The sequence below is a fragment of the Collinsella aerofaciens genome, from assembly GCF_020181355.1.
GTDB lineage: Bacteria > Actinomycetota > Coriobacteriia > Coriobacteriales > Coriobacteriaceae > Collinsella.
Genome location: NZ_CP084004.1, coordinates 1,708,700 through 1,732,313, shown reverse-complemented (window position 1 = coordinate 1,732,313; position 23,614 = coordinate 1,708,700). Strand labels below are relative to the sequence as shown.

The 23,614-nt window shown below is 58.3% G+C and carries 23 protein-coding genes; 4 read left to right on the top strand and 19 right to left on the bottom strand.

The genetic code is table 11. The features are described from left to right. Positions 1-288: 288 nt before the first annotated feature. The 19 genes from LCQ44_RS07495 to LCQ44_RS07405 form a co-directional block, all read right to left on the bottom strand. Complete coding sequence (locus LCQ44_RS07495) at positions 289-660, bottom strand: serine O-acetyltransferase (protein WP_117564570.1); 372 nt, start codon at positions 658-660, stop codon at positions 289-291. 151 nt (positions 661-811) lie between these two features. Further along, on the bottom strand, positions 812-1,852 hold the full coding sequence (locus LCQ44_RS07490) for an NAD-dependent epimerase/dehydratase family protein (RefSeq protein WP_117638206.1): 1,041 nt from the start codon (positions 1,850-1,852) through the stop codon (positions 812-814). 66 nt (positions 1,853-1,918) lie between these two features. Next, positions 1,919-3,385 (bottom strand): lipopolysaccharide biosynthesis protein, encoded by a 1,467-nt coding sequence (locus LCQ44_RS07485; RefSeq protein ID WP_117564572.1) that lies wholly within the window; start codon positions 3,383-3,385, stop codon positions 1,919-1,921. An 84-nt stretch (positions 3,386-3,469) separates the two neighbouring features. Further along, entirely contained in the window at positions 3,470-4,450 is a 981-nt protein-coding gene (locus LCQ44_RS07480; RefSeq protein WP_117855789.1) for an ATP-grasp fold amidoligase family protein, read from the bottom strand. Positions 4,451-4,560: 110 nt separating this feature from the next. Beyond that, complete coding sequence (locus LCQ44_RS07475; protein WP_225093488.1) at positions 4,561-5,649, bottom strand: EpsG family protein; 1,089 nt, start codon at positions 5,647-5,649, stop codon at positions 4,561-4,563. After that, entirely contained in the window at positions 5,646-6,749 is a 1,104-nt protein-coding gene (locus tag LCQ44_RS07470; protein WP_225093487.1) for a glycosyltransferase family 1 protein, read from the bottom strand. The genes LCQ44_RS07475 and LCQ44_RS07470 overlap by 4 nt, the downstream gene beginning before the upstream one ends. Then, complete coding sequence (locus LCQ44_RS07465; protein WP_117855790.1) at positions 6,746-7,696, bottom strand: D-glucuronyl C5-epimerase family protein; 951 nt, start codon at positions 7,694-7,696, stop codon at positions 6,746-6,748. The genes LCQ44_RS07470 and LCQ44_RS07465 overlap by 4 nt, the downstream gene beginning before the upstream one ends. Further along, positions 7,693-8,985 (bottom strand): glycosyltransferase, encoded by a 1,293-nt coding sequence (locus LCQ44_RS07460; RefSeq protein WP_117647295.1) that lies wholly within the window; start codon positions 8,983-8,985, stop codon positions 7,693-7,695. Before LCQ44_RS07460 ends, LCQ44_RS07465 begins: the two co-directional genes overlap by 4 nt. A 5-nt stretch (positions 8,986-8,990) precedes the next feature. After that, entirely contained in the window at positions 8,991-10,262 is a 1,272-nt protein-coding gene (locus tag LCQ44_RS07455; RefSeq protein ID WP_271807643.1) for a nucleotide sugar dehydrogenase, read from the bottom strand. Positions 10,263-10,305: 43 nt separating this feature from the next. Then, positions 10,306-11,223: a glycosyltransferase family 2 protein gene (locus LCQ44_RS07450; protein ID WP_117564578.1), complete on the bottom strand. Its 918-nt coding sequence runs from the start codon at positions 11,221-11,223 to the stop codon at positions 10,306-10,308. A gap of 3 nt (positions 11,224-11,226) precedes the next feature. Next, a complete protein-coding gene (locus LCQ44_RS07445) occupies positions 11,227-12,027 on the bottom strand; it encodes a sugar transferase (RefSeq protein WP_225093486.1) in 801 nt (266 codons plus the stop codon). An 88-nt stretch (positions 12,028-12,115) separates the two neighbouring features. Continuing rightward, positions 12,116-12,706 (bottom strand): hypothetical protein, encoded by a 591-nt coding sequence (locus LCQ44_RS07440; RefSeq protein ID WP_117847613.1) that lies wholly within the window; start codon positions 12,704-12,706, stop codon positions 12,116-12,118. A 324-nt stretch (positions 12,707-13,030) separates the two neighbouring features. Beyond that, positions 13,031-14,794, bottom strand: a complete 1,764-nt coding sequence (thrS, locus tag LCQ44_RS07435) for a threonine--tRNA ligase (protein ID WP_117855028.1) — start codon at positions 14,792-14,794, stop codon at positions 13,031-13,033. A 229-nt stretch (positions 14,795-15,023) separates the two neighbouring features. Then, positions 15,024-15,455, bottom strand: coding sequence for a double zinc ribbon domain-containing protein (locus LCQ44_RS07430; protein WP_035138069.1), 432 nt, complete (start codon positions 15,453-15,455; stop codon positions 15,024-15,026). Between the two features lie 291 nt (positions 15,456-15,746). Beyond that, complete coding sequence (locus LCQ44_RS07425; RefSeq protein ID WP_225093485.1) at positions 15,747-16,787, bottom strand: site-specific integrase; 1,041 nt, start codon at positions 16,785-16,787, stop codon at positions 15,747-15,749. Between the two features lie 350 nt (positions 16,788-17,137). Then, positions 17,138-17,641, bottom strand: coding sequence for a hypothetical protein (locus LCQ44_RS07420; protein WP_225093484.1), 504 nt, complete (start codon positions 17,639-17,641; stop codon positions 17,138-17,140). Next, entirely contained in the window at positions 17,638-18,405 is a 768-nt protein-coding gene (locus LCQ44_RS07415; protein ID WP_225093483.1) for a DUF3800 domain-containing protein, read from the bottom strand. The genes LCQ44_RS07420 and LCQ44_RS07415 overlap by 4 nt, the downstream gene beginning before the upstream one ends. A 77-nt stretch (positions 18,406-18,482) precedes the next feature. Further along, positions 18,483-18,995, bottom strand: coding sequence for a hypothetical protein (locus LCQ44_RS07410; RefSeq protein WP_195403931.1), 513 nt, complete (start codon positions 18,993-18,995; stop codon positions 18,483-18,485). Between the two features lie 67 nt (positions 18,996-19,062). Next, on the bottom strand, positions 19,063-19,446 hold the full coding sequence (locus LCQ44_RS07405) for a helix-turn-helix transcriptional regulator (RefSeq protein ID WP_195403932.1): 384 nt from the start codon (positions 19,444-19,446) through the stop codon (positions 19,063-19,065). A gap of 112 nt (positions 19,447-19,558) precedes the next feature. Here LCQ44_RS07405 and LCQ44_RS07400 point away from each other — a divergent pair, with 112 nt between their 5' ends. From LCQ44_RS07400 to LCQ44_RS07385, 4 genes are all read left to right on the top strand, one after another. After that, positions 19,559-19,813, top strand: a complete 255-nt coding sequence (locus LCQ44_RS07400) for a helix-turn-helix domain-containing protein (protein ID WP_338149109.1) — start codon at positions 19,559-19,561, stop codon at positions 19,811-19,813. Positions 19,814-20,277: 464 nt separating this feature from the next. After that, positions 20,278-21,732: an NAD(P)/FAD-dependent oxidoreductase gene (locus LCQ44_RS07395; protein WP_225093482.1), complete on the top strand. Its 1,455-nt coding sequence runs from the start codon at positions 20,278-20,280 to the stop codon at positions 21,730-21,732. Position 21,733: 1 nt separating this feature from the next. Further along, complete coding sequence (locus tag LCQ44_RS07390) at positions 21,734-23,080, top strand: NAD(P)/FAD-dependent oxidoreductase (RefSeq protein ID WP_225093481.1); 1,347 nt, start codon at positions 21,734-21,736, stop codon at positions 23,078-23,080. Positions 23,081-23,083: 3 nt separating this feature from the next. Continuing rightward, positions 23,084-23,494: a DUF1667 domain-containing protein gene (locus tag LCQ44_RS07385; RefSeq protein WP_225093480.1), complete on the top strand. Its 411-nt coding sequence runs from the start codon at positions 23,084-23,086 to the stop codon at positions 23,492-23,494. Positions 23,495-23,614 lie beyond the last annotated feature (120 nt).

Below are 23,614 nucleotides of genomic sequence, written 5' to 3'. Positions count from 1 at the left end.
CGATGCGGGGGCAAAGATAAATCGCGTGGGTAATGTCGACAATTAGGTGTAAATCGTTTTGCCAGTCGGTGAAAGGAGGAATGCAGGGTTATGCGTTAAGACGCGCTATCTTTGACACTCACGTTGCATATAGCTTCTGGGAATCTACTACCCGTTCCAGTTTGCTTCACCTTCCGCTCGCATCAGAGCGCGCCAAAGCTCACTGAGTCGCTAACTCGCTGTAATTAGCGAAGACGATCCCCCCCCCCCCTCTATCCTGGATAAGACATGTAAAACCGATTTTATTATTCAGACCCTGTTGTTTATATATTCGTCTGTTGCCCCATCTCGAGAAATGATTTTGCATGGGTGCCCAATCACAATCGAATGGCTTGGTACGTCGCAGTTAACATAAGTGTTCGGTGCAACGAGAACGTCGTTGCCTAAACGAACGCCACCAACAATAGTTGAGTTGACACCAAGCCAAACGCAATCGCCAAGAACAGGCGCACCTTTTCGTTTGCCGCGGTTTTCCCGACCAATTGTCACACCTTTGTGCATATTGCAGTTGCGACCGATAACGGCATTCGGGTTTACCGTAATGCCAAAAGCGTGACCCAGATACAAGCCTTCGCCAATCGAGGTGGCAGGCGCGATCTCGAGACCATATTTGCAAGCCATCCTCTTTCGAAAAAGATGCCATAAAGGATTGTGCGAATTCTGGCACTTTCGAAGTAGCCAAACAAACCTCAAAGCATGGTTTGAGAGAATAGACCCCCCCCCAAAGCGAATACGGTCACTGCTGTATACATTCGACATTGCTATCACCCAGCTAATTCCCGTAGAACTCGCGATACCACTTCGCGAATTCACGAAGACCGTCCTCGAGCGGCGTTGCGGGTTTGTAACCAAAATCGCGCTCCAAGGCGCCAGTATCCGCATAGGTTACAGGCACGTCACCAGGCTGCATAGGAACGAGCTGCTTATGCGCCTCGAAATCGTAATCGGCGGGGAGCACGCCCTCCTCAACCAGCACACGCTGCAGCGTATCAACGAAGATCAGCAAGTTCTCGGGATTCGAATTGCCGATGTTATACACGCGATGAGCGGCCATTGGCAAACCATCAACACCGATCTTGACCTCAGGAGCGCCGTCCATGACCCTGCGCACGCCCTCCACAATATCGTCCACGTACGTAAAGTCGCGCTTACAATCGCCCATGTTGAAAATCTTAATCGTATCGCCACGACGCAACTTCTCGGTGAAGCCGAAGTATGCCATGTCGGGCCTTCCCATGGGCCCATACACCGTAAAGAAGCGCAGGCCCGTGGCTGGGATGGAGTAAAGCTTGGAGTAGGCCGCGGCCATTAGCTCGTTGGACTTCTTTGTGGCGGCGTACAGGCTCACCGGAGAGTCTACACGGTCGTCCTCCGAGAAAGGCACTTTCTCGTTGCCGCCGTAGACGGAGGAAGAGCTCGCGTAGACAAGATGCTTCACCGGGTGGCGCCTGCAAGCCTCCAATATATTGAAGAACCCTACCAGGTTGCTGTCTATGTAGGCCTTGGGGTTCTCGATGGAGTATCGCACACCGGCCTGGGCGGCCAAGTTCACCACAACGTCGAAGCCGTTCTCAGCGAACAGGCGCTCTATCAACGCGGCATCGCACAGGTCGCCGCGCACGAAGGCGAAACGCCCCGCCTTGTCCACCTCCGCCAGCATTCGCAGGCGAGCCTCCTTGATGCCAGGGTCGTAGTAGCTGTTCACGTTGTCCAGACCGATGATCGCGTCGTCGGTGGTTTCGAGCAGCCGCTTCACCAGAAACGCCCCGATGAAGCCGGCGGCGCCAGTGACGAGGACTTTTCTATCCTGCATATATACCCCACTCTTTCGTTTTAAGGAAGTCCTGAGATGGAACTCCCAACAAGTTAATTACAGACCTCAAAACGTTTTAAAGCCGCCGCCCTTGACCAGCTTCAGCAGCACCCTCCTACTCTTGGGCAAAGCAAAGCAAATCGCGAAATAGACAACGACGCACCCTACAATGTCCAACCCGACGCCAAGCCAGTTGCTAGATGCGAGTCCATACGTCACCCATGCAAATGCGCACATCATCGATGTGCAGAAAATGGGCTCCTTGAGCGACAACATAGTGCGCCCAAACGAAAGGCCAACCACGAAATATGTGACCACTTGGTTGATAGCAATCAAAAGGATTCTCAATCCCGCATCAGCCCACACGACGGCATCGAACCCTTGCATAGCCGCCACGGTCATAAGCGGCGTCATCAACACGAGGTACATCACCTGCACAAGCGTAGACACGCGCGGTTTACCAAGAGAGCGATACATCTCGCTGCTGTAGTATGAGAGCAGCACCATCGGCCCCTGCACCAGCCCATACAACCCGAACATGAGCGTCGCCTCGCCCCACTGATCGCCGAGCAACAGGGCCACCAAAGGCTCGCGGAATACGAAGATACCCGCAGACAACGGCAACAGGAACAATGCCACCATGAACTGGAAGCGTCGCAGATAAGCAACGTATTCTTCCCGATCAAACTGAAGGCGCGAAAGTGACGAGAACAAGATGGGCGTCGTAGCGTTCGTGATAATCCCGAAGCACCCGCTCACAAAGGTGACTGGCGTCTTGTAATATCCCAACTCAGCCGCACCCAGGAAATGCCCCACGATAAAGGTGCCCGCCCAAGAGGAAAGCCATATGGTGAACGACTCCAAAAGCGTCCATCCGCTGAATGAGAACATAGCCTTCAGCATGTTGAAGGAGTAGAAAAAACGCGGCTTCCACTCAGACAGCAGAGTCAGCCCCACTGCATTTACAATATTCGCCGCCAAAGTGCCAACGATAAGTGACCAGTAACCAAATCCCATAAACGCCAGTACAAGCGTCGAGCCGAAGTTAAGTAAGGTCGACGTCAGTCTCACCGGCATAAGCGACTTGAAATCGAGATTACGGTGGAACAACGCCATCTGAATGCTCGAAAACGACGTCAACGGGAGAGAGAGGCAGGCCACGGCCAAGGGAAAGCCCAGCGACGGATTGCCCACGAAGGTGGCCACCGGATCGTTGAATATGGCAATGAGACACCACAGGACCACCGATATGCCGAAGTTCGTCCAAAAGGCCACGTTAGCGTTGGCATGCAGGTCTTTTTTGTCTCGGAAGCTGTGTTGCACCAGGTACTTCTGGAACCCGGCGTCCGCGAACATGTCGGCAAAGCTCACTACCATGGTGACGGTCGCCACCATGCCAAACGCCTCTGGCGCCAGCAGCCTCGCTAAGACGAGCTGCGAGATAGGCGAGATGATTTTGGCGATAATCTCGGTTGCCAGAGACCACTTTGCCGCGCTTGCCGACCTCGCCCGGAGGTCTTTTGTGTCGGACATACTAAACCTCCATGAAGAAACGCCGGAGCGCGCTTACTGGCTGATTATCCATGCGCACGCACTGAATGCAGCTTTCGTTTGCCATCATTCCTCGTTTTCACGTTGGGGCAAAGAAACCATTTGCCCCAACGTCCTCTCCGCCTCAGCGGGGCTGAAAGGCGTAAACCCGCCCCACGGGTAGAAAGTCAGCTCGCCGACGAGAACGCGCCCCTTGCAGATGAAGAGGTCGACCCTCAAGAAAGGTACACCGTCACTCAGTTTCCTTGATAGCTCGAGCATCTCGCTGAGCTGCTCCGGGGCAGGGATCGTCTCTTCGGAACTCGCGTATCCCATCGCCAAAGGCAGCAGATTCCACTCAGTGTCGTAGAAATCGTTGTACCTCTTCTCAGAATCGTTCTTGTCCCCGTGGCAATAAGAAATCAGCCGGGGTTCCCCGTCAAAGCAGAAGAAGTCGAACTCGTCGATGCCTTCCCAGTTATCGTCTTCATCACGGGCATTATCGCCCTCGCTCTCCAAGAACTCCTCGGCGAACACGACGGGCTTCACGTTCTTGTAAGGCCATTCCCTGCACCCGTAAAAATAATTCTGCTTCAAATGACCCCGAAAAAAGTCCTTGGCACTGTTGAGATCGAAGTGTCCCTTGTCAGTGCAGATGAGCACGCCGCCGCAGTCGTGATTCGTTTTGAGTACGAACTTCTCCGGTAGCCCACTCACATCGATGTCATCAGCGGAATTCCAGGCGCCCAACGTCTTGACCACGTGCTCGGAGCCCACACGCGAGGCAATGAGGTCCTTAGCGCGGTACTTGTCGACCATGGTCGTGTACGCAGGGTTGTGATCGTTAAGCTTCAGCCACTGCATCTTCTCAGTGAAGGTCACCGGCGAGTCTATGCTAGGCCACATGCCCAACTTGGCGCGATGCATCAATCGAAGGTGCGTCCTGTCGGAAACCCATTTCGTTAGACCCTTCGACGTAAAGGCACAGTAGGCCATCCACGGGTCACTTAGGTATTTTTTAATTTTGCTTTCCATATATACAATTTCCTTAAGTCCGAGCTTAAACAAAGCGTTTTACTTTTTAATTCTCTGCGCTACACATGGAACAAGCCCTGGGCGTATGCAAACCACCAACGTAGACTTTGCTCGTATATGCCCGAAACGGTTTCGGGCACTATTTACCCCATCCAGACGAACGAATAAGACTCGATACCAAGCCCGGTATGAAGCAGATAGGCATAAAAGGCGTAGAAAAGGAACCAGACAACTAGAAAACAGCCAAGACAAAAACGGGCTTTTATTTTCCGAGCGTCCTTCACGAAGCCTCCGAAAATCACGGGGCCTAATACGGTGAAGTAATAGGCTATGCGGCCGGCGTTGGCAATCACATAAGAGGACGCCGAAGCCAAAATGCCTAAAGCGTAAAACACGAGCGGCATCCGGTTGGCTTTGAGCCGCGACGTTCCGTCGCTCTCAACCGGGGCAACATTCGCAGTTTCGCGGCTGACGAAATATGCGATCGCGAGGACGGTCGCCTGCGCAAAAACCATCAACCCGATGCTCGATTCGTTCACGGAGTAACGCGCATACCGGTCGACGAGCTTAGAGCCCGCATAAGCTGCCAGGAACAGCAGGGCAACCGATGCAAACATCTTCGCGGCGAACTGCGATCGGCTCTTGCTTTTGTTGGAAAATAGGTAGTAGATGAGGAATAGGACCCCTATCAGGGCGGACGCGTGCAAAAGAGCGCCAACAGCCCACCAAGCGCAAAAAAGCAACGGCTTATTCTGTTCTAAAAACCTGGTTGCGTAGAAAACCAGCGAGACTGCAATCATCTGGCACGTCAGACACATAGACAGCGGGAACACCGTTGCCGTATAGACGAACATCGCAAACGAGAGCGATGCCGTTCGTCTAAAATCCCAAAGCCTGAAAGCAAAAAAGGCGTTGGTGATCAGCGACTCGACGACGAGCAAGAACGAGTAATTGTTACAGATATGGAGCACCGCACTTGTGAAGACACCGTACGGAACGCTGAACGTATGGTTCCACATCGTGGTCCCATACGCGTAGAAGTACTCGATTCCCTCTTTATAACCCAGGGTATCCTGCCCAACCGCATACGACCTCAAGCCCCCGACGGCGGTAAGAAGAACCACGGCAGCGACCAGCCCAGCCTTACTTTTGCCGTTTTCCGACATGCGCGCAAGCGCCGCTGAAAGCAAAACGACAAGAAAGTAGAAAAGCGATGTTTCGATAAAGTTCATCCGAATACCAGCCTCACGAAACCGGGAAGCTCCGAATTGATTTCATAGCCCGAGCCTTTCAAATCCCTCGCACTGGCGCTTGACCCTATGCGATCCGCGGAGAGCGCGGCGTCGGCCCATTCGTCCAGAGCGTCGCCCAGACTTTTGTAAACGACGTTCTCGCAAATGCCAACCTCCCGCGTGATGGAGTCGCTAATCACGCAAGGGAGTCCGTTTGCCTGCGCCTCGACGACGACGTTCGGCAGGCCTTCGTAGACAGAGGGGAAGATGAAGACGTCCATAGCCGAATAGAGACGGCAGACATCGCTCCTAACCCCGGCAAACACCACCCTATCGGTCAATCCGAGCTCGGCAACGCGCCTCTCAACGGCCGTGCGTGTCTCGCCTTTGCCGACGAGAATGAGGACGGCGTCTGGCCTTCTCCGGGCGATTTCAGCAAAAACATCGACAAGGAAGAGGTGGTTCTTCTGCTCACTGAACCTCCCGACGTGCCCGACGACATAGGACTCGGCAGGAACGCCCAGTTCGCGCTTAACATCGTCCCGTGTCGAAGCGTCATAGGCGTAGTCCTCGAGGTTGAGCGCGTTCTTCATGAGATGGAAACGCGGCCCCGATACCCCCGCCTTGCCGAACATGTAGACGCCCGCCTCGGTAGACGGGGCGGCGAAGTCGGTCGCCGCAACCCTGACAAGGGGCTTGAAAAGATTGTGCAGCAGGGTCTCCTTTTTGCTGTTCGAAACTGTACCCGTGTTGCTTGACCTGAATATGGTTCTGGACACGCCTCCGAATCTCATGGCGAGCAAATCAAGACAGGAAAGACTGTGCTGAGACGACCTGACAGCACAGCAATAACCGCCGTCCCGGGCTATCTGCATGAGCCGCTTGAACGAAGCGACCGGCCCGGCCTCGGTCTTCTTGACTGTGTGCACAATTCTGCCGCCCATCGACTCGATTTCGGCGTCGTAAAAGCCCGGCACGTCGGACGACACACAGAAGTCGAGCTGATAGCGCGACTTGTCCAAAGCCCGGTAATACTTCATGAATACCGTCTCGGCCCCGCCGGTGTCCATCGAGGTCACGATATAGAGGGCCTTCTTCATTGGACGATCACCGCATCGGATTTCTCGATCAGCTTCTGCAGCGCCTTTTTAGCAATCGCCTTCCTGCGGTTGGCCGGAGATTCCTGATAGCGCTCGTATACCTCGGCCTTCACCGCGAACCTTGCGTCGCCTGAAAGATCCGCCATTGCGCGGAGCTGCGCTATATGTAGATGATGGTAGGCGGGAGAGGCGATACGCTTTTCCATGTCGTAATAAGACCAGAAGCCGGCGTCGTAGTCATCCAAATGGCAAGCCAACGTCTCCGCAGAGTGCTTGAATGGCCCGGCGAAGCGCGCGTCGACCAACGATGCGTCATAGAGACCGAAAAGGCTAAACACCCAACCGTTCATGACACTGCGCCTGGGGCGTTGAGGGTACTCCTCCAGGAACAGTTCTCCCCCGTCATGCGACGACACGCCGCCATTGTCCATGTCGATAAGCATGAACTCGGCAGCTTTCAGCGCCGCAACTCTATAGCACTCGTCCCCGAAAGCCGCATGGGCCCTCAGCAGCATCGAGCACCCCTCGCCTTGGGCCATCGAGGAGACGGAGTACTTAGCGCTGCCTATCGGACCAAATGCGTCCCAAGAGCCGTCATCCCGCTGGGCGCCGATCGCCCAATCCGAGCATACCCTTAGTGCGTCGAGAAAGCGCTCAACTTCATCCGACCTGAGAATGCTCAAGTCGTAACAGCCCAAACCGTATTGGAAAATGGCGATGGGGAAATGCACCCGCGCCCCACCGGCGATGACGCTAACAGGGACACCGCCCTCGTCGAGCAGAGTACTGCCAGTGACCTTGCCGGTCAAATCGTTGTAGTACCCGGACAACTGTCCGACATTATAGGCCCTGCCCATGCTCTGCTCTACGGCCACAGCCGTCTTGCCAGTGAGCATTTTGCTCCACCTTTTGAGCATGGTCATCTTCTGCGCAATCTGGCCCATCATTCACCTTCGTTTCTGTAATCGACTCCGAGCGAGCGCACAAGCCCCTCCACGTTGGCCTCCAAACGGAAGTCCCTCTCCCAAACGGCCCTTGCAGCGCGCCTCATAGAAGACCCTTCGGCCTTGCCCAAAAAGACGAATCGCTTTATGGCCGCGGCGACATCTTCCGGTCCACAGTCGCTAGGTAGGAGAAAGCCGTTGACGCCATCGCTTACTATCTCGTGGGTTCCGCCAACGTCCGTGGCGATGACGGGAATGCCGAATCCGCAGGCCTCCATGATCGAAAGCGGCAGGCCCTCGCTTGACGAGACGTTCACGAAGACGTCGAAATGCTTCGCTGCGTACTCCCCCAAAAGCGCGTCGTTCGGCAAAGCCCCCGCGAACTTCGCGGTGGAGTGCGTCAGCAACGAGCAGGCGGCCCTCGCCTCCTCGAGCTGTGGGCCGTCGCCGTAATGGGTCCATTCGACGCGAAGCCCTTCGGCATCAAGAAGGGTGACAGCCTTAGCAAGAAGAGGCACGCGCTTAACGTCGACAATACGCGAGCACGAGACGACCCGCAACGGGCAGGTCAACGGCTCGCCGGACTTGTCTGGCATCTCCCGCGTTCCGAGATAGGAGGTCGTCACCTTGCCCTCATGGCCCGGCCAGTTCGCGTTTATGTATTCCTCCCCGTCTTTCGAGCAGGGAAGCACTCCGGAAAGCTTGGATAGGAGGTATCCCCGGAAGGGCAAATAATGCACATGGGTACGATCTGCATACAGATCGTACCCATGTGCACGCGCAACGGCGCGTGCACATGGGTACGTGCCGGTCAGCCAAGCAGCGACCAAAGCGGTGTCGTAAAGCCAAAAGCTGTATATGTGCGTGGGCTCAAAGCCAAAGCGGACCAGTTCCTCCGCAAGCACGTCCGCCTTTGCCTTCGCCCTCGCGGCAAAGTAGCCCCGAAACACGCGCTTTCCGATTCCATGAACGGATTCTGTGGCATAGGCCTCACGAACGTCCGCACCGCCCAAAAGGGGAAACGCGATCCCTTTGACTGCAAGCAAAGCCTTGTCCTTGGAGGTATTACCGCAACCCAAGGCCAGGGGCGTCACATTGCCCGGCAGCGCGCAGGTGGGCGCGTCACCCGGCTGCGCCTCGGTCCCCACGGCGAGCACCTCGTCGAAATAGGTCGAAAGAACGCCTATCTCGTTCTCGAGATAGGACTCAGCGGCGACCTCGCCGCGGTTAAAGGGGAACCTCCTCGTCAGAAGGAGCAGCCGTCTCTTTTTTTTATCAGCAGTAATCGCCACAAATACTAATCCCTCTTGAATAGGTCGCGGGTATACACCTTGCCGGCAACATCGGCCAGATCGTCGCTCCACCGGTTGGCAATGATCACGTCGCACTCGGCCTTGAACTTCTCAAGGTCATGCGTCACCTCGGAACCGAAGAATTCCGGCGCGTCCAGCGTTGGCTCGTAGACAACGACCGGCACTCCCTTGGCCTTCACGCGCTTCATAACGCCCTGGATGGAACTGGCGCGGAAATTGTCGGAGTTCGACTTCATGGTCAGGCGGTACACGCCCGCCACGGGCTTCTCCTTGCCTTCGTATACCTTGTCCCACAGCAGTTGCAGTACCTCGTCTGCAATGTAGTCCTTGCGAGTGCGGTTGGCATCGACGATGGCCTCGATAAGGTTCTGAGGCACGTCCTTATAGTTGGCCAGCAACTGCTTGGTGTCCTTGGGCAGGCAGTAGCCGCCGTAGCCGAAGGAGGGGTTGTTGTAGTGGGAGCCAATGCGGGGCTCTAGGCACACGCCATCGATGACGTCCTTGGTGTTGAGTCCCCTCATCTCGCAGTAAGTGTCCAGCTCATTGAAGTACGCCACGCGAAGTGCCAGGTAGGTGTTGGCGAACAGCTTCACGGCCTCCGCCTCGGTGGTACCAAGAACGAGCTGCGGGATGCCCGTCGTGCCATCAGGGTTGGTGCGCTCAAGCTCGGCGGGGCCGACGCCTTGGGCGAGCAGCCCAGCAAACGTCTTTGCGGCCTTCACAGCTTCCTCGTCGTCCTTGGGCGCGCCCACAACGATGCGGCTAGGGTGCAAATTATCGTAGAGCGCCTTGCTCTCTCGAAGGAACTCGGGGCTGAAGATGATGCGGCTGTCGCCAAGCGTCTCGCGAAGCGACGAAGTGTAACCCACAGGGATGGTCGACTTGATGACAATCCAGGCCGTCGGGTTCACCGAGCGGATTGCCGAAATTGCGGCTTCAACAGACGAGGTGTCGAAAAAGTTGCGGTCCGAGTCGTAGTTCGTTGGCGTGGCCACGATGGCGAAATCCGCGCCTGTATAGGCCTCGGCGACGTCCACGGTTGCATGCAGGTCGAGCTTCCTCGTGCCCGCCTTAGCCTCGGCCAGGAAGAGCTCAATCTCGTCGTCCTGGATGGGCGACTGAAAAGCGTTAATCTTCTCTACCTTCTCGGAGACGATGTCGAGCGCGCGCACCTCGTTGTGCTGCGAGAGCAGAACGGCCAACGAGAGCCCCACATAGCCGGTGCCGGCGACTGCTATCTTCATTTTTTCGGACATATCATTCAACCTTTCGTTAAGAGCAGGCACACATATGAAATAGTTAGGATTTCGCCTTGCCGAAGAACTTCAGCGCCTCAGAGACGCAGGCGGCGGGCGATGAGGCAATGGCCTTTAAGGCGTAAATCACAGCCTGGCCTGGCTGGTTGCTGCGCTTCATAGCGAAGGCGAGCACGGCGTTGTGGCGAAATTCGATGTAGCGCACATCCTTCTTGCTGAGGCGCGGGTAGTAGCCGCGCACCACCTCGTGCCTTGCGACCTCGCCGTTTACCTTGTTCTTGCCAAGCGAGAGCCTCTCGCCGGAATGGAGGTACTGCCTCACGTGCACCTCGGGCATGTAGCCCATGTGGGCGCCAGCCTCTATGCAGCGCAGCATCAGCCACCAGTCTTGGCCGGTCGCCACCTCGCCGAAACCCTCAGTGCGGTCGAACAGGTCGCGCCTGAGCATATAGATGGCCGTTGGGCTTATCGGCGTTAGGAGGTGCGCGCGCAGCAGACCCTCGGTGGAGAAGTCCTCGCAATGGTCGAGCCTGCGGTGCTCCACAAGCCGGCCACGTTCGTCATACCACGAGACATCCTGCCAGCTCATGTCGAGGGAGTTTTCCTGCATGAAGGCGACCTGGGTGGACACCTTGTCAGGCAGGAACTCGTCGTCATCGTCGAGGAACGTGAGGTACTCGCCCGTCGCCTGGCGGCAGGCGTAGTTGCGCGCCGCCCCGCCGCCGGTCTGGCCGGAGGTGTGCAGCAGCCTAAAGTGCGGAAGGCTCGCGGCATAGGGGGCGACCGCCGCGTCGGTCTCGGCGCTTTCCGGCCACTCCGGCCGATTGTCGCTCACTACAATCAGTTCGATGTTCTCCGCGCCGTAGTCCTGCGCGGCGATTGAGTCCAGGGCCACGCGAATCCTGTCAGAGCGCTTGTAGGTCGGCACCACGATCGAGACGAGGGGTTTGTCAGCACTCATGCGCTACCTCCCCGTCTTCTTCTTGCCGAACATGACGCCAAAGGTCTTGAAGAAGACCTTCCAGTCTGCCTTGAGGCTGGCACCCTTCGCGTAGGCAAGCTCGAACTCCTGGCGCAGGCCGTTCTCGAAGGTCGCGAGGTTGCGCGGGCCCGACTGCCAGGCACCGGTAATGCCCTGCGGGACGGCAAGCACCTGCACCTGTTGCTCGTGCGTATAGTTCCCGAGCTCCTCGTAGGTGATGGCGCGAGGGCCGATGACGGAGAGCTGGCCCGCGAGCACGTTGAAGAACTGGGGCAGCTCGTCCAGGGAAGTCTTGCGCAGGACGCGGCCTAGCTTGGTGATGCGGGGATCGTTTGTGACCTTCCGCTCGCGGTGCCACTCCTCGATCTGCTCGGGGCTGAGGTACTTCTCCACGTCGTTGGCGTCGGCGACCATGGAGCGGAACTTGAGCACGCGGATGGGGCGACCGAAGCGCCCAGCCCGCTCGTGCGCATAGATGGGAGCACCCTTGGTGTCGGCCGCAATGAACGCGCAAAGAACCGTGCCAGGGATAAGAGCCACGACGCAGACGCACGCACTGAACGCGATGTCGAACGTGCGCTTCACGAAGCGGTAGCCAAGCGATCGCGTGTCGAGCGCACGGGACTCTGCAGCGAACTCGGGCGAGCCCGGGAGGCTCACCGCACCCGTGTTTGCAGCGGAGCCGACCCCAGCACCCGCCGTGCCCTTGCGCCGGTCCATGGCCCGAGCAATGAGCGTCGCCCCCACGGGCGCATTATTCTCTGTTACTTCTTTAGCAGTCACAATAAAACTTTCGTTCCTGTCCCCAGGAACCCCCCCCCCCAAATCCACAAATTCAAAAACCAAATAAATTGCCGGTGCAACGTATCCCTTACGTTTTGCTGGGAACGTCCAGCGGAAGCAGCTCCCTAAAAGCGGAGACGCCTTCGCCCACGTCCACCAGGCACCAGCGCTTATGACGGTCGACCTTTTTAACGCGGGCCTCTTGCCCCACAAGTGGACCCTGCTCTATGTGCAGCACGCCATCTTCTATGCGCGCCACGCTGTTGCGCACCACTCCGTCGTCGTCCAGCACGCTGCGGTACCACTCCTGCGCATCGTCCGGCATAGGCGCATAGGCCCGCTCCCTGCTGCCGGCAATGCGGCAGCCAAAGCTCAGTTGAGCCAAAGCCCTATCGAGCGCTGCGGCATCGTGCGTGGCGACGAAGAAATATTCCTTGTACATGGGTTTGGTTTGGAGCGACCAGGCGCCGTCCCGCTTAAACCAGAACTCCTTTTGCATCACAAAAGCGTCCTGCATCAGATCGTGCGGGATAATACGGCGGACCTTTTCGCAGGTCTCGCGCTCTTTACCGTTGGGGGTGTGGACCAGATACCAGCGGACGCGGCCATGCTGGCTGTTGGTAGTTGCGCCGTTGAATGCGCCCGGCAGTTGCTCTTGGCGCCGCGTTGTCTGCTCCATCTCTCGCCCCCTTTTCTGGCTTTGCGACGCACGCAAATACCGGGGCGTTTAGAACATCTTCTCGCTCGCAGCTAGGCGCAGTCGCAAAAGTACAGGTTTTTGTAGGGGGGTTATGGAGATGTGTCCTTTCGCGCCGCAATTTGTGCAATCTGGGAAAACAGTCCGAATTAACTTGTATAATGGCTCGCGTCGAAAGATACAAAAACCTGTACCTTTTTGCACAACAAAAAAGGCGCTCTACCAGCGGCTTTTTCTCGTTTTGGCATTAAAAAAGGCGACCGCCCTTTGTGGACGGTCGCCTTTCGTTGTTTCTGTTGGGTTGCCTTAGGCGCGGGTTTTAATCTCCTCGAGTACCTTGGCAACAAACTCGTCAACGCTCATCTGAACGGTCTCGTTGGAGCGATCGCGGACGGAGATGTTGCCGGCCTCGACCTCCTTCTCGCCCAGGATAAGCATGTAGGGCACGCGATCGATGCTGCGGGCCTCGCGGATCTTGTAGCCAATCTTCTCGTCACGGTCGTCGCAGACCACGCGGATGCCGGCCTCCTCCAGCTTGGCGCACACCTCGTGGGCGTAGTCGCGGCTCTTCTCGGAAACCGGAAGCGCCTTGACCTGCACGGGGGCCAGCCAGGTGGGGAACTTGCCAGCAAAGTGCTCAATCAGAATACCGATGAAGCGCTCGATGGAGCCAAAGCACACGCGGTGCAGCATGATGGGGCGCTTCTTGGTGCCGTCGGCGTCTACGTACTCCAGGTCAAAGTTGAGCGGCATCTGGAAGTCGAGCTGGACGGTACCGCACTGCCAAGTGCGGCCGAGCGAGTCCTCCAGGTGGAAGTCGATCTTGGGGCCGTAGAAGGCGCCGTCGCCCTCGTTGACCTCATAGTCCATATGCAGCTGCTCCAGAGCGGTGCGCAGGCCCTCCTCGGCGCGCGCCCAGTCCTCGTCGGAACCCATGGAGTCCTCGGGGCGGGTAGAAAGCTCAACGTGGTACTTAAAGCCAAACTTTTGGTACACGGAGTCGATGAGGTTGACCACGCCCACGATCTCGTCGGTCAGCTGGTCGGGACGCACAAACAGGTGAGCGTCGTCCTGGTTAAAGCAGCGCACGCGGAACAGGCCGTGCAGGGCGCCGCGCAGCTCGTGGCGGTGCACCAGGCCAATCTCGCCGGCGCGAATGGGCAGCTCGCGATAGGAATGCGGCTTGGAGGCGTACACCAGCACGCCGCCCGGGCAGTTCATGGGCTTAATGCAGTACTCTTCGTCGTCGATGACGGTGGAGTACATGTTGTCCTTGTAGTGGTCCCAGTGACCCGAGGTCTTCCACAGCTGCTTGTTCATGATGAGCGGCGTGGAGATCTCCACGTAGCCGGCCTTGTGGTGGATCTCGCGCCAGTAGTCCAGCAGCGCGTTCTTAAGGATCATGCCGTTGGGCAGGAAGAACGGGAAGCCGGGGGCCTCGTCGCGCATCATAAAGAGGTCCATCTCGCGACCGATCTTGCGGTGGTCGCGCTTCCTGGCCTCCTCCAGCATGTGCATGTGCTCGTCGAGCTCTTCCTTGGTGGCAAAGGCGACGCCGTTGATGCGGGTGAGCATCTTGTTGTCCTTGTCGCCCTTCCAGTAGGCGCCCGAGACGCCGGTGAGCTTAAAGGCCTTGAGGGCCTTGGTGTAGCAGATGTGGGGGCCGACGCACATGTCGATGTAGTCGCCCTGCTGGTAGAAGGTAATGCGGGCGTCGTCGTCCAGGTCGCCGATGTGCTCGACCTTGTACTTCTCGCCGCGCTCCTCCATAAGGGCGATGGCCTCGGCGCGGGGCTTCTCGTACACGGAGAACTTGAGGTTCTCCTTGACAATCTTTTTCATCTCGGCCTCGATCGCGGGGAAATCGTCCTCGCTGATCTTGACGCCCTCGGGCAGGTCGACGTCGTAATAGAAGCCGTTGTCGGTCGCGGGACCGTAGGCAAAGTCGGCCTCGGGATAGAGGCGCTTGATGGCCTGCGCCATGATGTGCGCGGCGGAGTGGCGGATGACGTGCGTGACCTCGTCCTGCGGGAGCTCGGCCACCGAACCGTCATTGTAGAGTGCCTTCATGGGTATGTTTTCTCCTCTCGGATGCCTGATGCAAGTGCGTGCGATGCGCTCGGCGTTTTTGACTTGCATCATTATAGGCAGGTTGCCTTGGTATACAAGCGCCCGCCGCACCTTAATGGCACGGCGGGCGATTTTCTACGCATGCTTCATCGTGTGGGGCGGGGTGCGCGTGTGGCTTGCGCGGGACGCGCGCTGCCCGTGGCTTGCGGCCGGCCCGGCGATGGATGCGTTACTGGATGCGAGTTCGGCAGTAGGGGCAGACCTTCCAGTGCGCATCGAGCGGGCGATGGCAGCTGGGGCAGACGTTTCGAACCTGGGTGTCGCACACCGGGCAGACGACGAAGTCCTTCTCGATGGGCGCGCCGCACTGCGGGCAGGTGCCGTACTGGGCAAGCTGACGCTCGCGCAGGGCCATGTCCAGCTCCTGCTCCTCGCGGTCGGCCGCGTAGGAGTGCGGGCGCAAGACCAGGTAGGCGATGAGGCCCACAAACGGGATGAGGGCGATGATGCCCCATGCCACGTAGGCGCTGGCGCCGCGGCGGCGAGCGTCGATGAACACATAGACGACCGACAGCACATACAGGGCGATGATAAAGCCGACGAAGGCATAGACGACGCCCATAAGCTGCGGCGACATGAGCTCGGAGATGTACTTGGACATTACAGGTACCTTTCGGAATATTAACAGTCCGGTCAAGTTTACCACGGGGTTTGTTTATATGGGACCACGGCTAGGGGCGGGGCTGGCGCGGACACAAACATCTCAATCTGTAACAGGTGGGAGCGGAATCCGGGTCTAGGTGTTACAGATCGAGACACAGGGGTCCCTCCGCGACTTCAATCTCGATCTGTAACATCTTGGGCCCCAAAACCCCTTTTACTGTTACAGATCGAGACATTCAAAATCCGCCGGAGGGTTTGTCTTGATCTGCCACTATTAACTGCGCCCGTTTTACCTGCTGGTTTGTTGGGAAATATCCCAATTTATCCCAAGTGCGTCGCAAACGGAACGCGCTACCTGCTCACGGGAGGAGCGAATATAGTGTCGCCCCGACACACCCGGCAGGGAGTGGCCCATGAGCATCTCCATGAGGTCCCAGGGCATGTGCAGCTCCATCACGCAGATGGTTCGCCACGAGTTGCGGAGATTCGACCATGGGATGTGCTCGATGCCCTCGGCCTCGCACCATTTCTTCCATCTATGATTGCACATCCCTCGGTTCATGGGCAGCCCGTCCCCGCAATCTGCTAGCCACTCGGAGCCTGCCGCGCGGCGCTCGCCTGCAATTTCGAGCAGGCGCCCGGCGGCATCCGGCAGCACCACGACGGTGCGTATGGACTTCCGCGTCTTGAGTACGCCGTCCGCCGTGGACTCGATGCCCGCTTGCTCCATCTGGCGCACGAGGTCGACCGTTGCGAGCGTTGTTGATCCTGCCGCGAATGGCAAGACCTCATCGGTACGGATGCCCAGCGACTCGCCCGAGCGACACGATCCAAAGCGCGCCATGATGAACGGCGCCTCGAGCGAGGTCCCGTGTAGCCGCCCCAGAATGCCCTTTGCCTCGGCGAGCGCGTACAGGCGCTTGGAGCGCTCGCGCGTCTTGCGCGTGGGCATGGTGTATTTCACGGTGGCGGCAAACGGGTCGATGGGCAGCACGACAAAGCCCGACACGGTGCCGTAAATCTTGCGCAAGGTGAGTAGGGCAGTGTCTGCCGTTGCTGCGGGGAGAGTCAGGAGCCATTCCTGCAGGTGCATGGGGCGCAGTTGGTCGACCGGCATCGAGCCCCACGCGGGGCCGACATAGTTTGTCCACGACCTTGAGACGAGGCTGCGGGTGTTCAGCGTGAGCTTGCCCACGGCGACCTGCGCCGCCATGGTCGGCTCGAGCCATGTGCCGTATGCCTGGGCGATGGTCGGCACCGGCTTGTCATCGGCACGCTCGACGTGGATGCGGTCGAGTTCGGCGCATGCCTCGCGATAGGTGCCGTACACCGTCTTGGTCTTACGTTTGCGTCCGCACGGCGTGTTCTACTGCCATCGGAGGATGTATTTCTTGCCACGCTTGGCCTCGGTGATTGAGCCCCACGCGCGGCGCCTCTGCTTGCGTGTCATATAATGTTCCAAGGTTGCCCGGAGCTATCTCCGTGTTACTCCGGCATCCTTGCTATCACCCCAACGCGCCAAGGTTCCAGCCGTGCGCGGTGGGGTTTCTTTTCGTTTAAGGTCTCCAATCTCCATAACGTGTTCGGTTTACATTTTGTTGCAATGCGGCATAATATGGGTAGCCCTTTGCTTAAAGCTCAGGACGTGGCCAGCCTCGGAGCCGAAATCCGGGGCCTTTTTTATGGGCGGATTTTCTCCACCAGCTCTCCTCTTTCGCTAATCTTGCAGGAATATTTTTTGTCCCCTGGATAGGCTGTTCTGAGGACATAGCCCTTTTTCGTTACGCCGAGGATAACGACATAGTCTTGATCGATTCCGGATGCGACAACTTGAACTTTGTCTTCGCGGCCCCTTTGCCTTTGAAGGTAAACGTTGGCGGGCACCCTGCCCTCCACTGTTGCTTTTAGGACCGGAAGCCTCACAACCCTGTTGAGATCAAGATTGACCAATGGGTTGAATTGCTCTCTGCTCTTCCCGTGCTTTGAGACGAGATGTAGCCATGTCGACTCGTATTGCATGTTTGTCACGGGGAACCCATCCCATGCAACAAGGTCCAGCAGATTGTCGTCATAGTATTCTCTTGAGAGATGTGACGCGCGCAGCATATCGCATGTAAGGCCTTGGTAGCAGGGCCCAAGGTCGAGATGCCCGTCGCGGTCGAGTGAGTATCCTGTTCGCATCACATATTCCTTCGTCCACGAAAGTGGAACACGTTGAACTTCTGCTCGGAAGGCCATGTCTCATAGCTCGCGAGGGTACTTGTATTTAAATTTCGACAGATGTCTCGGCATATTTGCAATTTTGCGGCACTTGACCCTTCGAGCTGCAGGTGTCCATTCCTTGAGGCGGCAAGGGCTCCGATGAATAAGTCTGCGAGCTGTATGAGGTCGTTCTCATGTGACTCGACTTCTTCGACAAATTTTACCGAGTTGCCAAATTGGAATGTGTCGATCAGGCACCTCCTCAATGTGTCCACTCGGTCACGTTCGTCAATGCGGCGATCGATAAATAGGCGGTATGAGTCTCTCCTGTCAAGCCAGTTGTTAAATACCTGGTAGTAGACCTTCTGAAACATTTCCTCAGTATCATCGAAGTTTGTCTCGCGCCTACTGACAACGACTGCGCGGAATCTCAGCTCGGAGTTTGAGAAGAACAGGTCAACCAAAGCCTGAAAGAAGGAAAGTCTGGACGGGCACACCGTTTTCCACCCGAATTCTCCCTGCACGTTGTAATAGGCCCTGAGTCGGTCAACCGTCCTTACAATCTCTCTCTTTTGGTCCAAGGGGCACATGATGCCTCCTATGGCCATAAAATCGTCTGCAAGAGAAGATGTGACGCAGCTTTCGTCACAATAAACGTTGCAGGTCGTGCGCTCCTCGTTTATATGCGCGGCATCACTTCCTGCTTCGCAGTTCGCCCGGACATCATTCGTGTTTAGCGGTCTCATGTGATCGCGCCCTTCTTCGGATTGCCAAATTTGTATCAGATATCGCGGTGCTAACGATTTGATTCGCGGCACCGCACCTAGGCGCCGAAGAGCTTCGCGAGCACACCGAGGGCCACCAACGCCTTGGGTACGAGATCCACGCTCTTCGTTGCAAGGTCGATGACCCTTACAGCGTGTTCGGCGAACCCTGCCCTGTTCTTCGCCTCGGCTGCCATGCGTGCCCGCGACAGCGCCAGCTCGAGTGCCTCTTTCGTCTCGTTGTCGAGAACGGGGTCGTTGCCGATTTCGGTCACCGCCTGGCTTACCTCTACCGAAACGTCCGCCGTCGCCGTGGCCTGCGAGACGCTGCTGGAGCTAACCGTCGTGCCGTTTCCGCTGTTCGTGAGCGTGGCCATGTTTGCCACGAGCCATCCCTTTGCGCGCTTTACGCCATCCAGAGTCTTGTCTCTGGGAATTGTTAGCGATCCGGTGCACCTGAGCGGGAAGGAAAACCCTTCCATCTGCAGCATGAGGTCGTCGATGTGTTCCTGGGTGCTCTCACCATAATCTCCCGCAGTGATGCAGTCACACTCGTAGATGAGATCCTCCACGTGCGTCTCCGCTAATGATTGAGACATTGTTATTACTCCTTCCCATAAATGAATTGAATAACGCGGCCTACGCGGACCTTACTTGATCCGCCTCCAGCCCTTCGCCTTCAGGCGCTGCAGCCTGAGCTTGGGACAGCTCGGCCTGGTCGCGTGCCGTCTCCAGGATCTTCGAGCACCTCTTCTCGGTGCTCTGCCGGTAGCAGGTGATCAGCTCGCCCTCCGCGCCCGCCGGCGCCGTCGGCTTGTCCTCGGGATGCTCCTCGTACCAGCCGAGCAGGTCGTTGGGATCGGTGTTGAATACTTCGCAGAGCGCACCTACGAGCTCTGCATTCGGATACCTCTCCTCGCGCTCCCAAGACTGAATAGTCCGGAATGACTTGCCGACATTTTGTGCAAGCTCCTTTTGGTTTAGCCCCAGGGCCTCTCGGCGCTCTCTTAGACGAAGGTTCATCCTCGCTCCTTTCTTTACGTTAAGCGAATAGTAAACAAAAAATGTCTTTACGCAAAAAAATGTTGCTTATTCGATTGATAGGGACATAAGACTGTTCGTCATTTAATTCAACATACAGAAAAACATCTCTAAGGAGAAACGAACGGATTTCAGTAAGGAGCTGGCGGGGAATATCCGCGCCGTACGCGCCCGAGCTGACCTTTCTCAGGCTGAAGTCGCTTCCAAGCTCGGAGTGAGCGTCAGCATTTTCGCGAAGTACGAGAGCGGCGATTACATTCCTGGAGCCGACAAACTCTTGGCCATCTCGCAGGTTCTTGGTTGTCCGCCCAACGACCTGATGGGCTGGAACACAGATGAGACCGCATAGGAATGGAGGAAGAGGGATGACCGGGAGGAACTACGAGCTGCCCGACGACATCACGACCCTGGGCGGCATGGTGATCTTTGAGTTAATAAATTGGGATATTCGGGGTGCACGCCCGCGTGGCTTTCATATCCCCAAATTATCCCAAGTGCGAGTGCTAACCCGTTTTTACGCGCTTGTGCCGTTGTTGCCGTACTTAAACCCGCAGGTAAGCAGTGTGTTCGTTTTTGTCGTTCTTTCGAGTCAGTACTGTAACATCTGGAACCCAAATCCTCGTCTAACTGTTACAGATCGAGACGATCGGTTGCCGTAGCTGTCGGCAGACGAGGCCAACATCCGTGCCGGGTCTCCCCTCGCCTGCCGTTGGCGGGTGTTGCGGGGCTGTTCGCCGCATTGCCGCCGCACTGGGGGTGTGCAGACCGTAGGATAGTCCTATTGACAGCCTGTCAACTCATCTGGGAGGCACTGTGACGGAAACGTTTGATATCGCGATTGTGGGCGCGGGCATTACCGGATGCGCCATCGCGCGGCAGCTCGCGCGCTATGACCTGTCCATTTGCGTGGTCGAGGCGGCTAACGATATTGCGCTGGGCGCGTCGAAGGCCAACGGCGGCCTGGTGCATGCCGGCTACGATCCGACACCTGGCACGGTTAAGGCGCAGGTCAACGCCCGCGGCTGCGAGTTATATGGCACGTGGGCCCAGGAGCTAGGCTTTTTGTTCCACCGCACCGGGTCGATGGTGTTGGGCTTTAACGACGAGGACCTCGCGCATCTGGAGCAGCTGCGCCAGAATGGCCTGGCGAATGGCGTACCCGAGCTGTCGATCGTCGGACCCGACCGCATCCACGAATTAGAGCCGCGCGCCAGTGCCGATGCAACGTGCGCGCTGTGGTGCCCATCGACTGGGTTTGTCGACCCGTTTGAGGTTGCCATCGCCGCGCTGGAGAACGCCGTGGCCAACGGGGTGACGTTTATGCGCTCCGCACCCGTGGAGGCGATTGAAGTCGCGGGGTCGGGCGGAGACGCGCACTTTACGTTGGCGACCCCCGCTGGCAACGTGCGCTGCCGTTACCTGATCAACGCCGCTGGCAACGGCGCCGCAGTCATCTCGCATATGGCAGGCGCCGAGGAATTCCAGATGGTCTGGCGTCAGGGCAACATCGTGGTGCTGGACAAGGAACCGCGCGCACTCATGCCGCTCTACCCCGTTCCCACGCCAGTGTCCAAGGGCGTTATCGTCACGGGCACCGTGCACGGCAACACCGTGATTACCGCGACAGCCGCCATTCGTGAGGCGGGCGACACGCAGACCTATGCGGACGACGTCAACGCGCTGCTGACCGGCGCACGCAAGCTGGTGCCCGATCTGGACACGCGCCGCGTGGTGCGCGCGTTTGCCGGCGGGCGTCCGGTCATTCAGGGTACGAACGACTTCTTTATTGGGCAGTCGGCCGTGGTGCCGGGACTGTTTCAGGCAGCGGGCATTCAGTCTCCGGGCGTGGCGAGCGCGCCGGCCATTGCCGAGCGCATGGAACTTGTGATGCGTAAGGCGGGCGTGGAGCTGCACGAACGGGACGACTGGGATCCGATTCGCCACGCGCCGGACGACTTTGACCGCGCGCCGCTTGCGCGCAAGGAAGAACTCATTGAGTCCGACCCCGCGTGGGGGCAGATTGTCTGCCGCTGCGAGACGGTGCCCGAGGCCGAGATAGTGGCCGCGATCCGACGCCACCCGGGCGCGGTTTCGGTCGAGGGCGTCAAGCGCCGCTGCCGAGCCGGCATGGGTCGGTGCCAAAGCGGCTTTTGCCAGAGCCGCGTGGTGGCGATTCTTGCCCGAGAGCTGGACTGCGACCCCAGCGAGGTATTACTGGAGGATGCCGGATCTTGGCTGGTCGAGGGACCGCTGAAGGGGGTGCGCTAGGATGGCGGAATTCGGATCGAGCGCGATTGATTGCGACGTCGTAGAAGCCGTGCAAACGCAAGTCTTTGACGTGGTCGTTATCGGCGGCGGACCTGCCGGCATGGCGGCCGCGCTGGCCGCGCATAAGGCAGGCGCACGCGTGGCCATCGTGGAGCGCGAGCAGCACCTGGGCGGCATCCTCCGCCAGTGCATCCACCCCGGCTTTGGCCTGTCGCACTTTAAACAGGAGCTCACCGGTCCCGAGTACGCGCAGCGCTTTATCGACCAGGTGCATGCAACCGATATTGCGCTGTTCCTGAACAGCATGGTGATTGGGATTGATTCAGGCGAGCCTGCGGAAGACACCGCGGTCCACACCGTCACGCTCATGAGCCCCACCGGCATGCTGCAGCTCACCGGACGGGCGGTCGTCCTTGCCATGGGTTGCCGCGAGCGTACCCGCAGCGAGATCAAGACCCCCGGCAGCCGTCCCGCTGGCGTGTTTACGGCCGGCCTGGCGCAGCGATACATCAATATCGAAAACCTCAAGCCCGGCTCGCGTGCCGTCATTTTGGGCTCGGGCGATATCGGGCTGATCATGGCGCGCCGCTGCACGCTCGAGGGGATTTCGGTCGAGGGCGTGTACGAGCTCATGCCGTACGCCAACGGCCTGCGCCGCAATGTGAAGAACTGCCTGGACGACTTTGACATTCCGCTGCACCTGTCCACCACGGTCACGCGCGTGATCGGGCACGACCGCGTGGAGGCCGTCGAGGTAAGCCAGGTCGACGAGCGCCTGGCGTCCATTGCCGGGACCGAGCGCATCGTTCCGTGCGACACGCTGCTGCTTTCGGTGGGATTGATTCCCGAGAACGAGCTTTCGGTTGCCGCGGGCGTGGAGCTTGACCCACGCACGCGCGGCGCCGTGGTGGACCAGAGCCTCCAGACAGGCGTGCCGGGTATCTTTGCCTGTGGCAACGTGCTGCACGTGCATGACCTGGCCGACAACGTGACGACCGAATCCGAGAGGGCTGGCGCAGCTGCAGCGGCGTACGCGCTGGGGGCTGGCGCGGGCGTCGTTCCGGACTGCGAGCTCACCGTCTCCCCTGCCGGCATTGCGGGATACGCGCTGCCGGGACGCATTACGGCTGTGACGCTCACCAAGCTTAACTTCCGCGTGCGGCGGCCAGTTGATACCGCCCGCGTGAGAATCTTGGCCGACGGCGAGGAACTGTTCGCCGGCAAGGTTCGCGCGTTTAAGCCGAGCGTTATGGAAAGTTTCCCACTGCCGGCAAAGGCGATTCAGCGCGCGCTCGACCTGGGTGCCAGCGGGATTGTCCTGTCCGTCGATCCCGTTGAGGAGGCATAGCTCATGAGCAAGAATGCGACCGAGACCTTGCAGTTCAACTGCACCACCTGCCCATCCGAGTGCCTCCTGACCGTAGAGGTGGAGCGCGACGCAAATGGCGCCGTGGTGGAAGTTCGCTCCGTGACCGGCAACAACTGCCCGCGCGGCGATAAGTTCGCACATCAGGAGCTCACCTGCCCCATGCGCGTGCTCACGACGACCGTGGCCGTCTCCGGCGGCGACGAAGCCCTGCTCCCCGTGCGCACGGCCGAAGCCATCCCGCTGGCACTCCACGCCCAAGCCATGGACCTCATCCGCGGCGTGGTCGTCGAGGCCCCCATCCGCATGGGCGACGTCGTGCTGGAAGATCTTCTCGGCACCAACATTGACCTAGTCGCCAGCATGAACATCGACCGAGCCCAAGTAGCTAATTAGGGACGGAGCTCTTTTAGCTACTCCACCATCCGCCCGGTCCTCCTCCGCAGTTGCGGTGAAATACGGACTGTTTTATGGCTTCAGGCCGCTAAACAGTCCGTATTTCACCGCAACTTATGA

Coding starts and splice junctions, on each gene's coding strand:
- LCQ44_RS07495 (WP_117564570.1), bottom strand. CDS start 660: ATGGCTTGCAAATATGGTCTCGAGATCGCGCCTGCCACCTCGATTGGC.
- LCQ44_RS07490 (WP_117638206.1), bottom strand. CDS start 1,852: ATGCAGGATAGAAAAGTCCTCGTCACTGGCGCCGCCGGCTTCATCGGG.
- LCQ44_RS07485 (WP_117564572.1), bottom strand. CDS start 3,385: ATGTCCGACACAAAAGACCTCCGGGCGAGGTCGGCAAGCGCGGCAAAG.
- LCQ44_RS07475 (WP_225093488.1), bottom strand. CDS start 5,649: ATGAACTTTATCGAAACATCGCTTTTCTACTTTCTTGTCGTTTTGCTT.
- LCQ44_RS07470 (WP_225093487.1), bottom strand. CDS start 6,749: ATGAAGAAGGCCCTCTATATCGTGACCTCGATGGACACCGGCGGGGCC.
- LCQ44_RS07465 (WP_117855790.1), bottom strand. CDS start 7,696: ATGATGGGCCAGATTGCGCAGAAGATGACCATGCTCAAAAGGTGGAGC.
- LCQ44_RS07455 (WP_271807643.1), bottom strand. CDS start 10,262: ATGTCCGAAAAAATGAAGATAGCAGTCGCCGGCACCGGCTATGTGGGG.
- LCQ44_RS07450 (WP_117564578.1), bottom strand. CDS start 11,223: ATGAGTGCTGACAAACCCCTCGTCTCGATCGTGGTGCCGACCTACAAG.
- LCQ44_RS07440 (WP_117847613.1), bottom strand. CDS start 12,706: ATGGAGCAGACAACGCGGCGCCAAGAGCAACTGCCGGGCGCATTCAAC.
- thrS (WP_117855028.1), bottom strand. CDS start 14,794: ATGAAGGCACTCTACAATGACGGTTCGGTGGCCGAGCTCCCGCAGGAC.
- LCQ44_RS07430 (WP_035138069.1), bottom strand. CDS start 15,455: ATGTCCAAGTACATCTCCGAGCTCATGTCGCCGCAGCTTATGGGCGTC.
- LCQ44_RS07415 (WP_225093483.1), bottom strand. CDS start 18,405: ATGAGACCGCTAAACACGAATGATGTCCGGGCGAACTGCGAAGCAGGA.
- LCQ44_RS07405 (WP_195403932.1), bottom strand. CDS start 19,446: ATGAACCTTCGTCTAAGAGAGCGCCGAGAGGCCCTGGGGCTAAACCAA.
- LCQ44_RS07390 (WP_225093481.1), top strand. CDS start 21,734: ATGGCGGAATTCGGATCGAGCGCGATTGATTGCGACGTCGTAGAAGCC.
- LCQ44_RS07385 (WP_225093480.1), top strand. CDS start 23,084: ATGAGCAAGAATGCGACCGAGACCTTGCAGTTCAACTGCACCACCTGC.